Below are 14309 nucleotides of genomic sequence, written 5' to 3' on the forward strand. Positions count from 1 at the left end.
TCATCCCGAGCGTGCGCCGTGGGCAGCGGTTATGTGATCGAGGCCGCGTAGATCTTGTCGATATTGGATCCGAGCTTGGTGTCGAATTCGGCGTCGGTCTGCTGGGCGGTCAAGCCCTCGGTCAACGCCCGCGAGAAACTCGCGATCAGTCCGTGATTACGGGCCAGGATCGCGCAGCTCTCAACGAGGCGGTAGCCGCCGGACAACGCGACCACCCGCAGCACCCGGGGGTGCTCGATCAGCGGCGTATAGAGGTTGTCTTCGTCGGGCAACGTCAGCTTGAGCATGACCTGCCGGTCGCCGGGGAGTTCGTCGAGTTTCGTGTGCAGCGCCGCCGCCAGCAGGCCGTCCGCCTTGGATTTATCGGGGCACTCGATGCTGACCTCGGGCTCGACGATCGGCATCAGTCCGCGCTCGGCGATTTTGTCGGCGTACTCGAATTGCTGGTCGACGATGGCTTTGATACCCGCCTCGTTGGGCTCTTGGATGAACGAGCGCATCTTGGTGCCGAAGATGCGCTTATCGACTGCCCGCTTCAACAGGGAGTCGAGCTTGGTCATCGGCTTCATCAGCTGCACACCGTTTTCGGCATCGCCGAGCCCCTGGTCGACCTTCACAAACGGCACGATGTGCTTCTGCCTCCACAGAAACGCCGCGGTCTCCTCGCCGTTGATGGCCCGGTCCATGGTCTGCTCGAACAGAATCGTTGCCAGCACCTGCTGGCCGGAAAAGCTTGGGCTTGCCATCAGGCGCTCACGCATCTCGTGGATGAGATTGAACATCTGCTCGTCGCTGTCGTACGCGTCCTGCTCAATCCCATACAGCTTCAAGGCTTTTGGCGTGCTGCCGCCGCTTTGGTCCAGGGCGGCGATAAAGCCACGCCCCGACGCCATCGCGTTGCGTTGCTCTTCGTTCACTGTGATCCCTCCGTCGGTGCCTGATCCGGGCTCGGGACCGGATGCCGAGAACCCGCGGCCCCCGAGTGCCAGCATTGCGCACCGCCGCCCCATCCGGCTACCGCCTGCGGATGGGCGCACACCCCGGACCTGAGTTTGCCTTCCGCGATAGTGAGTGAGTACTCTCTCACCATGCCTGACTCGGGACGCGATCGGCTGCTGGCGGAGGCGCTGAAGCTGTTCGCCGCCAAGGGCTACGCGGCGACATCGGTCGCCGATATCCAGCGGGCGTCCGGCCTCGCTCCGGGATCGGGCGCGTTGTACAAGCACTTTGCCTCCAAACGCGAGCTGTTAGAGGCCGCGGTCACCCACCGAATCGACAGCATTGTGGCCGCGCGAGAGCAGTTCGACGCCGGGCGGCCGGGCAGCGTCGAACAGGCGGTGCGTACCGCCGGCCAACTGATCTGGAGCAACCTGAAACAGAGCGAGGATTTGCTCAAAGTCATGCTGCGCGAACCCGAAGCGCTCGGCGATCTCGACGAGAAGACGTGGCAGGTCATCACCGACAACGCCTATCAGCGGTTCGCCGATGAGCTCGCGGCATCCAATCGCGCTGGCCGTACCAGCATTCCCGATCCCGAGGCCGCCGCGGCCGTCGCGATCGGTTCCTTGTCCTACGCGGCGACACTGCAGGCGCTGTCCGGCCGGTTGCCGGGCAACGTCGACGAGGATCGCTACTTCCAGGCCTGGGTCACCCAGACCGTCGGCGTCCTCGCTCAACACACCAACCCCAAAAAACCCTAGAAACCCGGCGCATCAACATCTTCCAGGAGACATATCGTGACCTTCTCAATGCAACCGAGCGACGACGTGATCGCGGTGCGCGATTGGGTGCACCAGTTCGCGGCCGAGACCATCCGCCCCGCCGCGGCCGAATGGGACGAACGGGAGGAAACGCCGTGGCCGGTGATTCAGGAGGCCGCAAAGGTCGGTCTCTACTCCCCTGACTTCTTCGCGCAGCAGGCCGCCGAGCCGACGGGCCTCGGCTTTTTGACCGCGTTCGAGGAGATGTTCTGGGGCGACGCCGGAATAGCGCTCTCCATCATGGGAACCGGGCTGGCCGCAGCGGCCTTGGCGGGCAACGGAACTCCCGAACAGCTGGGTCAGTATTTGCCCGAGATGTTCGGTACGCCGGGGGACCCCAAACTCGGTGCGTTCTGTTCGTCGGAGCCCGACGCGGGTTCCGACGTCGGTGCCATCCGTACTCGGGCGCGCTTCGACGAGGCGACACGCGAATGGGTTCTCAACGGCACCAAGACCTGGGCGACCAACGGCGGCATCGCCAATGTGCACATCATCGTGGCGTCGGTCTATCCCGAACTGGGTGCGCGCGGGCAGGTCTCCTTCGTCATCCCGCCCGGCACCCAGGGTCTGGCTCAGGGTCAGAAATTCAAGAAGCACGGCATCCGCGCTTCACACACCGCCGAGGTGGTGCTCGACAACGTCCGGCTGCCCGAGGATTGCATTCTCGGTGGCCACGAGAAGTTCGAAGCCCGGATCGCCCGGGTCAAATCAGGCACCTCCGCGGGCAATCAGGCGGCGATGAAGACCTTCGAGCGCACCCGGCCCACAGTCGGCGCGATGGCCGTCGGCGTGGCTCGCGCCGCCTACGAGTACGCGCTCGAATATGCCTGCCAGCGCGAGCAATTCGGCCGTAAGATCGGTGAGTTCCAAGCCGTGGCCTTCAAGCTGGCCGACATGAAGAGCCGGGTCGACGCCGCCCGCCTACTGGTGTGGCGCGCCGGCTGGATGGCCCGCAACAACCAGAACTTCGACTCCGCGGAGGGCTCGATGGCCAAGCTGGTGGCAAGCGAGGCCGCGGTGTACGTCACCGACGAGGCCATCCAGATCCTCGGTGGCAACGGCTACACACGCGACTACCCCGTTGAGCGGATGCACCGCGACGCGAAGATCTTCACGATCTTCGAGGGAACCAGCGAAATCCAGCGCCTGGTGATCTCGCGGGCGCTGACCGGACTGCCCATCCGTTAACACCGGATACGTGTCCGTCAGTTCTGATAGCTTCTGAATCGTGAGGCGTGCGGTCGTCGCGACAATCGGATTTGTCTTCGTTGGCTGCTGCGCGGGAACTCCTCAGGCCGCCGCGGATAACCCGGCCTGCACGGCGTCGATGTGCGCGTTCTTGTCGCCGTCGCGAAACATCAGCTGCGAGATCAACTACAAGCGTGATCCGGGCATCTCCGATGAAGCCTATTGCCAGACGAACGAGCCGCCGCAGTCCGCGCATCTGTCCACGGGCGGAGTCGTCACCAGCTGTAAGGGTGTGTCTTGCGTCGGCAACGCGGGTGAGGGCACGCCGACCCTGGCCTACAGCCAAACCGCCGGCGTAGGACCATTCAGCTGCACGTCGAAACCCGACGGAATCACCTGCACCACCTCCCCGGGTCACGGGTTCACGATCTCTGACACGGGGATCACCACCATTGGATGACGGTGCGCTTTCCGTCCCTTTCCGCGCGCTAATCGTCCGGGCCTAAATAGCTTTCACTGCCCGCTACGTAGTACTCAAGAAGGTACTTGCGTCGGAAGGGCCCCATCATGCCTCGTGCGGTGTCAACCCGAGTCGGGCTCTATTTCAGCTTGCTCCAGCTTGTCTTCGGCCTGACCTGGGTGGGATACGTCATCTACCTGCCGCGGCTCGCGGCGCAAGCCGGCATCAACGCCGGCGTGGTGGGCTGGCTTCTGGTGTTCGACCAGGTCATCTTCGCGATGTGCGACTGGGCGGCCGGCGCCGCCGTCGACCGGGTGGCGCGGGTGGTCGGCCGGGTGGGCAAGATCATCGCGGCGGTGACGGCGGTCTCGACGCTGGCCTTTCTGCTGCTGCCCTTCGTATCACGTTCCGGCACTCAGCTATTCGTCGTGTTGATCATCGTGTGGGCGATCACCTCCTCTGCCCTGCGCGCGCCGCCGCTGGCGCTGCTCGGTCGCTACACGACAGCGGACCGGCAGCCGTGGCTCTCATCGCTGTTCGTCCTCGGTGCGGGCGTCGCCACCGCGTCGACGCCTTTCCTCACCGGGCGTATCACGGCATACGATCCGCGGATCCTGTTCGGCGCATCGGCCGTCTCTGTCCTTGTAGTGACCCTGTCGATCGGCTGGGCCGAAGAGACGCTCAGCCGCGCCGCGCCGCCCGAGAGGGCCGGACCCACTAGATTCCGGGTTGGCATCTTGGCTGTGTTCCTAGTGGCGGTTTTATTGATGCAAACGGGATTCCAGGTGCATTCCTCGATCAATGCGCAGCGACTCTTCGCCAAATACGCTAGCCCCAGCGATGTTCCAACCCTGTTGTCGGTGTTCTGGGTCGCATTCGCACTGCTGACGCCCTTGGCTTCCTTGTTGACGAAGCGCCTCGGCGGCGCGCTCACCATGATGTCGGGGGCACTGCTGGCAGCCGGATCAGCCTGGGCCGCAGCACAAGCCACCGACGTCGTCTCGCTTTGCATCGCTCAATTCGTCTGCGGCGCGGCATGGGGCGCCGTGATGGTCAGCGCGGTGGTTGCGACTTTTGCGATCGGCCGCGACGGCCGTGAGGGCACGGTGGTCGGTGCGACCTTCTCGGTGATCGCGGTGGCGACGATGGCGCGTATCGCGCTGGTGACTGCTCACGGTGATCGGGTTGCTGCGGTGGCGTCCGTGTTGCCCTGGCTACCCACCGTGGCATGGCTGGCCGCGGCGTTACTCCTGCTGCCGGTCATGCACCGGATGCGGCGACCCGATTAGGCTGCCGCGCCGAAACGCGATTTCGTTCCGTCTTTCCCAACAGCGGCAACACGCCTTCGGCGAACCAGTACGCCTCTTCCAGGTGGGGGTAGCCGGAAAGGATGAACTCGTCGAAGCCCAGCGCGTGGTATTCGCCGATCAGGTCTGCGACTTCCTGGTGGCTGCCGACCAGTGCGGTGCCGGCACCGCCGCGGACCAGACCCACACCCGCCCACAGATTGGGATAGATCTCCAGCTTGTCGAGCTGCCCACCGTGCAGCGCCGTCATCCGTCGCTGCCCCTCGGACTCCGAACTCGCATGTAGCGCCGTGGCTTTGGCGATCTGCTCGTCGCTGAGATCGGCAAGCAACTCGTTGGCGACAGCCCAGGCTGCCGCCGAGGTATCCCGGCTGATGGTGTGCAGACGAATCCCGAATCGGATCTTCCTGCCACGCGCGGTGGCCTGGGCGCGGACCTTCTCGATCTTGGCGGCCGCCGCCTGCGGCGGCTCACCCCAGGTCAAATAGACGTCCGCGAACTCGGCCGCGATCGGCAACGCCACCCCCGAGGAGCCACCAAAGTAGATTCCCGGCAACGGATCCGGCGGCGACGAGACTCGGGCATCTTCAACGGTGTAGTGCTTCCCGGCGAAATTCACCGAATCCTGCGTCCACACCGATCGAACGATCTGCAGGAACTCGGAGGTGCGTGCGTAGCGCTGGTCGTGTCCGAGATAATCGCCGAAACGGCGTTGCTCGGCGTCGTCGCTGCCACTGACCACATTCAGCAACACCCTGCCCTCAGAGAACCGTTGCAGCGTCGCGGTCTGCTGTGCGGCCAAGGTGGGCGGCACCAGTCCGGGGCGGAAAGCGACGAGGAACTTGAGCCTTTCCGTTTCGGACAACAACGCGGCCGAGGTCAGCCAGGCGTCTTCACACCAGGTCCCGGTCGGCGTCAGCACTCCCTCAAAGCCGAGCCGGTCGGCGGCGCGAGCCACCTCGGCCAGGTAGCGCCGGCTCGGGGCGCGATACCCGTTGGGAAGATCGCGGTTGGACGACGCATGGGAACCGCCGACGATCGACCGGCCATCACCGGTGGTGGGCAGAAACCAGAAGAATTTCGCAGACATCTCTCGCCAAGCTAGGTGTCCCGGGAGCGCAGGACAAGTTGGATTCTGGGTGGGTTTAACTGATCGGCTGCGCGTTCAGTTGGACTAAGTTCCCGGGGCGTCGACGCAGCCGCGGCGCGGACAAGCCATGATGGCGCAATGACCACCGAGATCCGCGTTCTCGACAGCGAGCGCGACCTCATCGCTGCGCTAAATGTGTTTCGCGTCTCGATGGTGGGCTTTCCGCCGATGCCGGATCTCCCGCCCGGGCAGATCACCAAGCTGCTCGACCCCGGGCGAATGATCGGCGCATTCGTCGATGGACAACTGGTCGGCACCGCGTATGCCGCGACGAGCACGCTGACCCTGCCCGGCGGAGCCAATGTGGGCCACGCCGCCGTCACAGACATCGGCGTGCTGCCGTCGTTCACCCGAAGAGGCATCGCCACCGATCTGGTGCATCACCAGCTGACCGACTTCGCGGCGCGAGGCGAGGTGGTCGCGTCGTTGCGGGCCTCGGAGGCGACCATCTATGAGCGATACGGCTACGGCGTGGCAAGTTGCGCGCAGAATGTCCAGATTGCGACCGCGCGGGCGGCATTTCGCCCCGATGTCGGGTCCGGGGGTCCGGTCCGACTGGTATCCGCCGACGAAGCTTGGGAAATCCTGCCCCGCATCTATGACGCCAACCGGCCATCGCGTCCGGGCACCATCGCCCGCCCGAGTGTGTGGTGGGAGGGCGTGCGCCGTCGAGCGCACGCATCCTCGGAGGCTTGGTATGTCGCGGTGTGCGGTGAGCCCGGTGCCGAGTCTGGTTTCGCCCGCTACCGCCCGATCGACACCGACCGGTGGTTCGTCAGCGACCAGCGCACCATCGTGGTCGAGGATTTCTTCGCACCGACCACAACCGCCTATCTGGGGCTGCTGCGCTTCCTGCTCGGCCTGGACCTCATTGACCGAGTGACGTTTTGGATGCTGCCGCTCGACGATCCGCTGCCGTCGCTATTGGTCGACCGCCGGGCGGTACAGGTGACCGCGATGCATGACGAGACCTGGCTACGCGTCATCGACGCGCACAGGGCGCTCGCAGCACGGTCCTACATCGGGGACGGCGCAGTCACCATCGCCGTCAATGATCCACTGCTGCCGCACAATTCAGCTAGCTTCACGATCACCGGCGGCGGTGCCGAATCGACGACCGGGCGCGCGAACCTCCATGTCGGGATCGAGGGGCTGGGGGCGGTGCTGCTCGGCGGCACCAGCTGGCGCAGTCTCGGGGTGGCCGGGATGGTCCGGGCCGGGGATCCCGCGGCACTGGCCGTGGCCGATGAGCTGTTCGCGGTTCGCGAAGCCCCCCATGCCGGAACGTTCTTCTGACAAACGCTCTCGGACAAGGACTCGCTGACGCCGTCGGCGCCGGCCACTGCGACGGCGGCGGTGGGTCAGCGGTTGGAGGCAGACCTTTGCATCATCAGACGGACTGCGGCGACGACCAAGTCGGGCTGGTGGAGTTGGACGAAGTGGTCGCTGCCGGTTGCGATCAGGTGAGGCGTCTGTGGCCGCAGCGTGATCAGATCCGCCGTGGCTTCTCGCCACGCCTGTTCCAGCTTCTCGCCCTGCTCGGCTGGGACGCTGCCGGGAATCGCGAACGGCTCTGTCCTGGTCAGCACGACGGTGGGAACGGGCGGAAAAGCCGGGGCCGCGGCGACCTGCGCGACACTCTTCTCGATGTCGATCTCCTCGAACGAAGGCTCATTCGCGAACTGCGGCAACGGCTGGTCCAGCTGCTGGCGATAATTCGGCCAGTCCGATCCCAGCAAGCTCGGAATCTCGACGGGAAATGCGTCGACGAACACCAGCGCGCGCACCTGCTCGGGATAGGTCTGGGCGTACAGGCGAACGAACAGCCCGCCCAGCGAGTGCCCGACCAGAATGTAGGGGCCCGGAACATGCGCGGCGGCGAGCAACGCATGCAGATCCTGGACAACATCCTGCGCGGTGCGTGGCATCGCAACCGGTGAACTGCGGTCGGTGATGCTGGGTGGATCGGGAAACCGCAAGCTGCCGGGCCGGTCGTAGGCGCAGACGCGGTGGTCGTCAGCGAGGGCAGGCAGGACGCCGGGACCTACCGCCGGCACGACCACGTCGGACAGACTCCATGGATCCGACGAGTTGTGGTAGCCGGATTCCAAAATGACTGTCGGCCCACCTTTTCCGTGGCATTCCAGATAGAGATGCCGGCCATTGCCGATCACGATCGGATTGGCGACGTCGCCACCGACGCCTGAAGTCCGGTTGTTCCCCGGGTGACCACCGCATGCCACCAGCGCGGCCAGCAATGGAAGAGTCAACAGGAATCGGCGGGCGCCGTCAGCGTTGGGCATCGCGCCATTGTGCGGGTAGCCGGCCCCGCATGACAGCATTCTGGGGAAGATTGAGCTACCGCGGGCGCTGGCGCCCGCCCTGCCCGGGAGGTTCAGCCCAACTTGGCCACAACGCGTGGGGCAGCCCTCTGGGTCGTCGCGGCCATCGGTTACCTGGCCCTCGAGGCGGTCGCCGCCGCGGGTTTTGAGCCCGGCTACAGCTACGCGCACAACTACATCAGCGATCTCGGCGTTTCTCGCGGCAAGCTGATTCACGGCCAGATGGTCTATTCGCCGCGCGCTTACTTGATGCATATCGCGTTCTACCTGCAGGGCATGCTGTTCTTTCTCGGAGCATCCTTGATGGTCGGCGTACCCGATAATCGAAGGGCCCGAATATTTTTGGGCACGGTTGCCGTGAATGCCGTCGGCAATTTCGTGATTGGGACAATCCACAGCGGCAGGGTGCATATCGTCGGCGCTGTACTGGCCATTGTCGCAGGAAACGCCGCCATTCTGACGGGAATCACAGCCATTCGGGTGGTTGCGGAGCGACCTTGGTACCGCCGGATCTCCAAACTCCTTGCCGGCCTGGGCCTGTTGAGCATGATCATGTTGATGCTCAATTCGGCGACGGCAAAGACCATCCCGCTGCCCGATGGGGCCTGGGAACGCGTAAGCGTGTACTCGATTACCCTCTGGCAGTTGCTCACCGGCGCCTGCCTGTTGGCCACTCGGCGCCGCCAAGCCGGGCGACTTGGGAGATGATGCAAGAGTGACGGTGCAGAAGATGAACGACGTGCTGCGGATCGGCGACAACTTCGAGCCCACATTCGAAGACGAGCTGCTGGCACGCTACGAAATCCCCAAGCTCCCCAAGGAGCCGCAGCGAACCGCGTTTCTGGCTGAGCATTCGACGCGATTTCGCGTGGTAGTGACCTCGGGACGGTACGGCGTAGACGCGGAAACCATTGCGGCCCTGCCTAATCTGGAGGTGATCGTCAACAACGGGGCCGGCGTGGATTTGATCGATCTAGAGGCGGCAAAGCTGCGAGGCATCGGGGTGAGCAACACTCCAGATGTGTTGTCGGACACCGTTGCCGATACAGCACTGGGGCTGATCCTGATGACGCTGCGCAGCTTTGGCGCCGCTGACCGCTACGTGCGGGCGGGGCGCTGGGCACGCGAGGGAGCGTTCCCGTACGCCAGGGACGTCAGCGGCCTTGCGGTCGGCATCCTGGGATTGGGTCGTATCGGCTTGGCTATCGCAGATCGTTTGCTCGGATTCGACTATGCGATTGCCTATCACAACCGACACCGCATTGACAGCTCGCCGTATCGCTACGCGGAGTCCCCGCTGCAGTTGGCCGAATCGGTCGACGTGCTGGTCGTCGCTACCACCGGCGATGAGCGGACTCGTCATCTCGTCGATCGCACCGTCCTCGAGGCGTTGGGGCCCGAAGGCTATCTGATCAACATTGCGCGGGGCAGTGTCGTGGACCAGGACGCGCTGGTGGAGTTGGTGGCTGGCGGCGCGTTGGCGGGTGCCGGGCTCGACGTGTTCGCCGATGAACCCAATGTGCCTGCGGCGCTGGTCAATCTGGACAACGTGGTGCTGTTACCGCACATCGGCAGCGCAACAGCGCGAACGCGGCGGGCGATGGCGCTGCTGACCATTCGCAACCTCGACAGCTACCTGGAAACCGGTGAGCTGGTGACACCCGTACTGCGCCCGCGCAGATAGCACCGGCGACCTCTACCGCCCGGTCCGCACCAGCCGCTGCTCGAAGGCGCCCACGATGGCGACGCGATAGGGATGATTCAAACCCGTCCTCGCTGGGCAGGCTTCTCGCGTGACAACCGGCGTTGTAGCGCGGCGGCGGAATAAGCGCTTGAACGGCGCCGTCTGTGAACGGGGTTGCGGCGCATATTGTCGCGGCGCACGTCGAGTTACAGCGCTGTGGCTGATATCACCGCAACGCAGAGTTCGTCGATTAACCCGCGTGCAGAGACTGGGGAGGAATTCAGTGTGCAGGTCGACTGTGGCAGCGCCCTGCCGGGAACGCCCGGTGTCGTTGGAACCGCATCGGCGTAGCGAGCGGGGCGAATCTGATGGATATGAAATGCTATTCGCTGCGGTGTTGGCTATCCTGCTGGCGACCGGCTGGGCAGCCAACCACTTCGCCGGGCTGATCCCAGTGCTCAGCGATCGGCAGCATCTCAGTAGGTCTACGGTCGACGCGATCTTCGGTATTTATGCGGTGGGCCTGCTGCCCGGCCTGCTTGTCGGTGGTCGTGTGTCGGATCTGCTTGGGCGGCAATCGGTTGCGTGGGCCGGGTCGATCACCTCGCTGGCGGGCACTGTCGCGATGTTGCTGTCACAGCATTCCGCTGTGTTACTCGGGGGTCGTCTAGTGGTCGGCGCGGGTGTCGGGCTGGTGATCAGTTCCTGCACCGCCTGGGCCTCGGATATGAAGGGACCGGGTGGCGCCGCCGTCGCCGGTGCCGTCCTCACTGCCGGTTTTGCGATCGGCCCGTTCGCATCCGGCGTGATGGCCTCGGTTGTGCAATCCGGGCTTTGGGAGTCGTTCGGGGTCGCTGCCGCCCTTGTCGTGCTGGCGACCGTCGTCGCAGTGGTGGCAGCCCAGCGCGCAGCCGTGACCGCGCCGGTCACCGCGGCCGGGGGCGAGCAGTCGGTTCCGGTGCGTCAGGACATCACGCGGGCATTGAGTTGGGCGCTGCCACTGTCACCATGGGTGTATTCCTCGGCGACTCTTGCATTCATCACCATCCCCGCCCATGTGCACACCGGGCTTGCGGCCCCGATTGCCGCGGGGACCGCTGCCCTGATTGCCAACGGCATCAGCGGCCTTACTCAACTGGTCGCCCGAGCGCGTCGCTGGGGCCCGCAAGCCGGGACCTCTGGCGCGATGCTGGCTGCGCTCGGCTTCGCGGTCACCGCGGCGGTGCCCTCAACGATGCCGCTGGGCGTGGGCTTGTCACTGCTGGTGATTCTCGGTTGCGCGTCCGGCCTGCTGCTCCGCGAAGGTCTGATCGACCTGGAAGCCGCCGCGCCACAACGATTGCGCGGCGTGCTCACCGGAACGTTTTACACCGTGAGTTACCTCGGCTTCGGCCTGCCGATGCTGTTGAGCACCGTCGAGTCCGGCGCGGCCGATACGACGATCCTGGCGGTGATGGCTGCGCTGGCGTTGACCGCCGCCGTAAGCCGGGCCATTCGGCTGCGGCGAAATAGCCACCGCCAGAGCTAGTTTTGCCCTGCGTGTGTGATCACCTGCGTTACAGTGCGAGCGCTTGACGCAGCACCGCGAGCTTCTCCGCTCCCTCACGCTTTGATATCGCCGCGTCTTGGATCAACATCGATCCGTGGAAAGTGCCTGGGAATAGATGTAATTCGACGCTCACACCTGCGGCAAGCAGGCCTAGCGCGTAGGCGACGCCTTCGTCTCGCAGTGGATCGAAGTGCATAACCGAGACGTACGCGGGCGGTAGGCCCGCCAAATCAGTTGCGCGAGACGGCGCGGCATAGATCGACACGTCGTCGGCGCCGGCGCGACCGGCCCCCAGGTAAGAGTCCCAACTGATGATCGCTCGGGGCCGGCTCCACATCGGCGTATCGGTGAAGTCGGTCATGCTCGCGGTGGTGAGTCGGTCGTCGAGTTCGGGCACCGATAGATACTGGAACGCGATGTGCGGCCCGCCCCGGTCACGAGCCAGCAGCGCCAGCGCCGCACCCAGCCCGCCACCCGCGCTGGTGCCCTGAATCGCGATGCGTTGCGAGTCGATGGCTAATTCATCCGCGTGCGCCGCCATCCAGACCAGCCCGGCGTACACGTCCTCAAGCCCTCCGGGGAACGGTGTCTCCGGTGCGAGCCGATAATCCACCGACACCACGACGACGCCGAGTTCGCGGGCAAGGACGACGTTGGAGGCGTGCTCGGTTTCAAGGTCGCCGGCGATAAATCCGCCCCCGTGCACGCTGTACAGAGCGGCCGGGGCGCTGCGCTGTTCGGGACGGTAGATGCGGATCGGCACCGCGGGATCGCCGTCGCGGCCCGGGATTTCACGGTCCTCGATCTGCACTCCGATGGTGTCGGGTGGCGGAAATTGAGCGATCATGTCCGACAGCGCCGCCCGGATGGCCAACGGGTCACCGCCCGGCAGATCGGGCAAAAGTGGAACCACCGCAGCGATTTCCGGGTCGAACGCATAGGTCGTCATGTGGCGCTCCTGAATCGATCAGCGGCAACGTTGCTCAGTTATCTTGCTCCTGGCATCGATATCTGGCTAGATCGACTCGATGTTTGTGCGCGACCGCGCAGATTGGTGCGTCCTGATAGTGCTGCCCCGCTGCGAGGTAGCCGGTTCAGCGGTCGCGAGCGGCGGTGAAGAATTTGTCCCGCAGCAACCGCTCGAAGACCGGCGGTAGACCGTCGAGTGGTCGGCCGTATTCGTTGGCGGCCTTATCCATCAGGTCGATGCCGATGACTGACCAATCCCGTTCGGCCAGCCAATCTTTGGTGCTCGCACGTGGATCGTCATACCACAGGTCGGCGACCGGGTGCTGTCCGCCGAGTTGGCCGATTGCGGCTATGCCCTCGGCGAATTCCCGGACCTCCCCAGGTTCGGCGCCCAATTCGGCGGCTATGTGGCTGCCCTCGGCCGACAGCTCGTGCAGCTTCTCGAACAGTGCGTCCTGCGCGGCGCCAGGCAGATACGGCAGCAAGCCTTCGACCGCCCAAGCCGTCGGTTGCCTCGGGTCGAATCCCGCCGCGACCAGCGCACCCGCCCAGTCATCGCGCAGGTCGGTGGCGACCACGACACGTCGCACCAGTGGCTCGGCGCCCCGCTCGTCAAGGACGCGTTGCTTGAACTCCAGCACTCGCGGCTGATCGACTTCGAAAACCGCATAGTCGGCAGGCCATGCCAATCGGTACGCACGGGAATCCAGGCCGGCCGCCAAGATGACCGCCTGTCGGGTCCCGGACCGTCCGGCCTGCGTGAAGTAGTCGTCGAAGAACCGGGTGCGCACGCCCACCCATTGTGCGTTGAACGCCGCCGCGCTGTTCAAATCGGTGTTAGCAACCGCGGCACTAAGATTCGGATCGCCGGCGGCAACAACGAAGCCGGCGGCGAAGTCGTCGTTCGCCAACGGCGGATCGAGGGCGGCATCGAGGGCGCGTCCAGCGCACACTCCCAGCGCGGTCAATCCGACACTCGTCACGATGTCCCAGGTGTCACCGGCGGTTCGGGGCATCACGGCCTCCCTTCACGAAGATCAGTGCGACTGCCGGCGCCACGCTGCGCCGGAATGTTCGTTCACACAGCTAACGAAATTCTACACTCGTCTCTGGCATACCTCCGCTGACAGCCATCCGGGCGAAAGCGGCAGTCGGATGGTTACTTCCACGCGAAGACCGGTTGCTCGAGCTGATCGACCGCATCATGGCGTCCTTCCAGACACAGCCAGCGCAGCTGCAACAGCACCGCGCCGGTAGGTGCGTGGATGAGGTCGTTTCCCAACGGGATCTGCACCACCGGTCGTGGGCTCTCCGAGATGGTGATGAACCGCGGCGAGTCATCGCGTTGCAGTTGGTGTAACCCCACCCGGTACACCGCCACGACCTCGTCTGGGGCGGGATGGGGATCGAGCCGTCCACCTCCCCAGATCACCACCGGGGTGATGACGTATCCCGATCGCGTCGGGTAGTCGTCGAGCAGGCCCAACACCGTCGAGCCGGGCAGGTCGATCCCCACCTCTTCGTGCAGCTCCCGCAGCGCTGCGTCGATCACAGCTTCCCCCGGATCGAGGCGACCCCCGGGCAGTGCCCACTGCGCCGCGTGCGAGGTCAGGCGAGAAGCCCTGCGGCACAGCAGAAACGCAGCGCCGCCGGACACATCGACCATGCGGCCGTCCAGATCCGTTGCCGGCATCGGGCGACCGTCGTTCCACTCCTCGACCGACACCGGATCCACCCGGTCCTCGCCGACCTCCGAGTCGACCAATACCACCGCGACCGCGGCATGCCGCTTGGTCGGATCGCTCACCGCGCGACGGTCGTGGACCGCTAGATGGTTGCCAATCCGCTCATGCAGCGCCGCGTCGTAGGGGATGGTCATTTCTCGAGACTAGGCCGCAGC

General features: G+C 65.0%; 14 protein-coding genes. 8 read left to right on the forward strand and 6 right to left on the reverse strand.

Annotation, left to right across the window (positions count from 1 at the left end; all coding sequences use genetic code 11):
* Positions 1-29 precede the first annotated feature (29 nt).
* The gene (locus H7K34_RS24150; RefSeq protein ID WP_264064505.1) at positions 30-917 is read right to left on the reverse strand and encodes a fructose bisphosphate aldolase; all 888 of its coding nucleotides are present in this window, start codon (positions 915-917) and stop codon (positions 30-32) included.
* Between the two features lie 171 nt (positions 918-1088).
* Between H7K34_RS24150 and H7K34_RS24155 the strand changes: the two genes are divergently transcribed.
* The 4 genes from H7K34_RS24155 to H7K34_RS24170 all read left to right on the forward strand — a co-directional run bounded on the left by H7K34_RS24155 (position 1089) and on the right by H7K34_RS24170 (position 4697).
* Positions 1089-1700 (forward strand): TetR/AcrR family transcriptional regulator, encoded by a 612-nt coding sequence (locus H7K34_RS24155; protein WP_264064506.1) that lies wholly within the window; start codon positions 1089-1091, stop codon positions 1698-1700.
* Between the two features lie 36 nt (positions 1701-1736).
* Positions 1737-2948, forward strand: a complete 1212-nt coding sequence (locus H7K34_RS24160; protein WP_264064507.1) for an acyl-CoA dehydrogenase family protein — start codon at positions 1737-1739, stop codon at positions 2946-2948.
* Positions 2949-2988: 40 nt separating this feature from the next.
* Positions 2989-3408, forward strand: coding sequence for a hypothetical protein (locus H7K34_RS24165; RefSeq protein WP_264064508.1), 420 nt, complete (start codon positions 2989-2991; stop codon positions 3406-3408).
* Positions 3409-3515: 107 nt separating this feature from the next.
* Positions 3516-4697, forward strand: a complete 1182-nt coding sequence (locus tag H7K34_RS24170) for an MFS transporter (RefSeq protein ID WP_264064509.1) — start codon at positions 3516-3518, stop codon at positions 4695-4697.
* On the opposite strand, the gene H7K34_RS24175 is transcribed toward H7K34_RS24170, so the two are convergent.
* On the reverse strand, positions 4669-5805 hold the full coding sequence (locus H7K34_RS24175) for an LLM class flavin-dependent oxidoreductase (protein WP_264064510.1): 1137 nt from the start codon (positions 5803-5805) through the stop codon (positions 4669-4671). The genes H7K34_RS24170 and H7K34_RS24175 overlap by 29 nt on opposite strands.
* Positions 5806-5943: 138 nt before the next feature.
* Here H7K34_RS24175 and H7K34_RS24180 point away from each other — a divergent pair, with 138 nt between their 5' ends.
* On the forward strand, positions 5944-7161 hold the full coding sequence (locus H7K34_RS24180) for a GNAT family N-acetyltransferase (protein ID WP_264064511.1): 1218 nt from the start codon (positions 5944-5946) through the stop codon (positions 7159-7161).
* Between the two features lie 65 nt (positions 7162-7226).
* On the opposite strand, the gene H7K34_RS24185 is transcribed toward H7K34_RS24180, so the two are convergent.
* Positions 7227-8168 carry an alpha/beta fold hydrolase gene (locus tag H7K34_RS24185; protein ID WP_264064512.1) on the reverse strand — a complete coding sequence of 314 codons (942 nt, stop codon included), beginning with the start codon at positions 8166-8168 and terminating at the stop codon, positions 7227-7229.
* A gap of 102 nt (positions 8169-8270) precedes the next feature.
* Here H7K34_RS24185 and H7K34_RS24190 point away from each other — a divergent pair, with 102 nt between their 5' ends.
* The 3 genes from H7K34_RS24190 (at position 8271) to H7K34_RS24200 (ending at position 11419) form a co-directional block, all read left to right on the forward strand.
* Entirely contained in the window at positions 8271-8915 is a 645-nt protein-coding gene (locus H7K34_RS24190; RefSeq protein ID WP_264064513.1) for a DUF998 domain-containing protein, read from the forward strand.
* A gap of 22 nt (positions 8916-8937) precedes the next feature.
* The gene (locus H7K34_RS24195) at positions 8938-9891 is read left to right on the forward strand and encodes a 2-hydroxyacid dehydrogenase (RefSeq protein WP_276060069.1); all 954 of its coding nucleotides are present in this window, start codon (positions 8938-8940) and stop codon (positions 9889-9891) included.
* 379 nt (positions 9892-10270) lie between these two features.
* Positions 10271-11419 (forward strand): MFS transporter, encoded by a 1149-nt coding sequence (locus tag H7K34_RS24200; RefSeq protein ID WP_264064515.1) that lies wholly within the window; start codon positions 10271-10273, stop codon positions 11417-11419.
* A gap of 28 nt (positions 11420-11447) precedes the next feature.
* On the opposite strand, the gene H7K34_RS24205 is transcribed toward H7K34_RS24200, so the two are convergent.
* From H7K34_RS24205 to H7K34_RS24215, 3 genes are all read right to left on the reverse strand, one after another.
* Positions 11448-12389 carry an alpha/beta hydrolase gene (locus H7K34_RS24205; protein WP_264064516.1) on the reverse strand — a complete coding sequence of 314 codons (942 nt, stop codon included), beginning with the start codon at positions 12387-12389 and terminating at the stop codon, positions 11448-11450.
* A gap of 145 nt (positions 12390-12534) precedes the next feature.
* Positions 12535-13425: an SAM-dependent methyltransferase gene (locus H7K34_RS24210; protein WP_264064517.1), complete on the reverse strand. Its 891-nt coding sequence runs from the start codon at positions 13423-13425 to the stop codon at positions 12535-12537.
* Positions 13426-13568: 143 nt separating this feature from the next.
* Positions 13569-14288, reverse strand: coding sequence for an NUDIX hydrolase (locus H7K34_RS24215; RefSeq protein WP_264064518.1), 720 nt, complete (start codon positions 14286-14288; stop codon positions 13569-13571).
* Positions 14289-14309: the final 21 nt, after the last annotated feature.

Origin of the sequence: Mycobacterium montefiorense (assembly GCF_025823255.1) — a bacterium.
GTDB classification, from domain to species: Bacteria; Actinomycetota; Actinomycetes; order Mycobacteriales; family Mycobacteriaceae; genus Mycobacterium; species Mycobacterium montefiorense.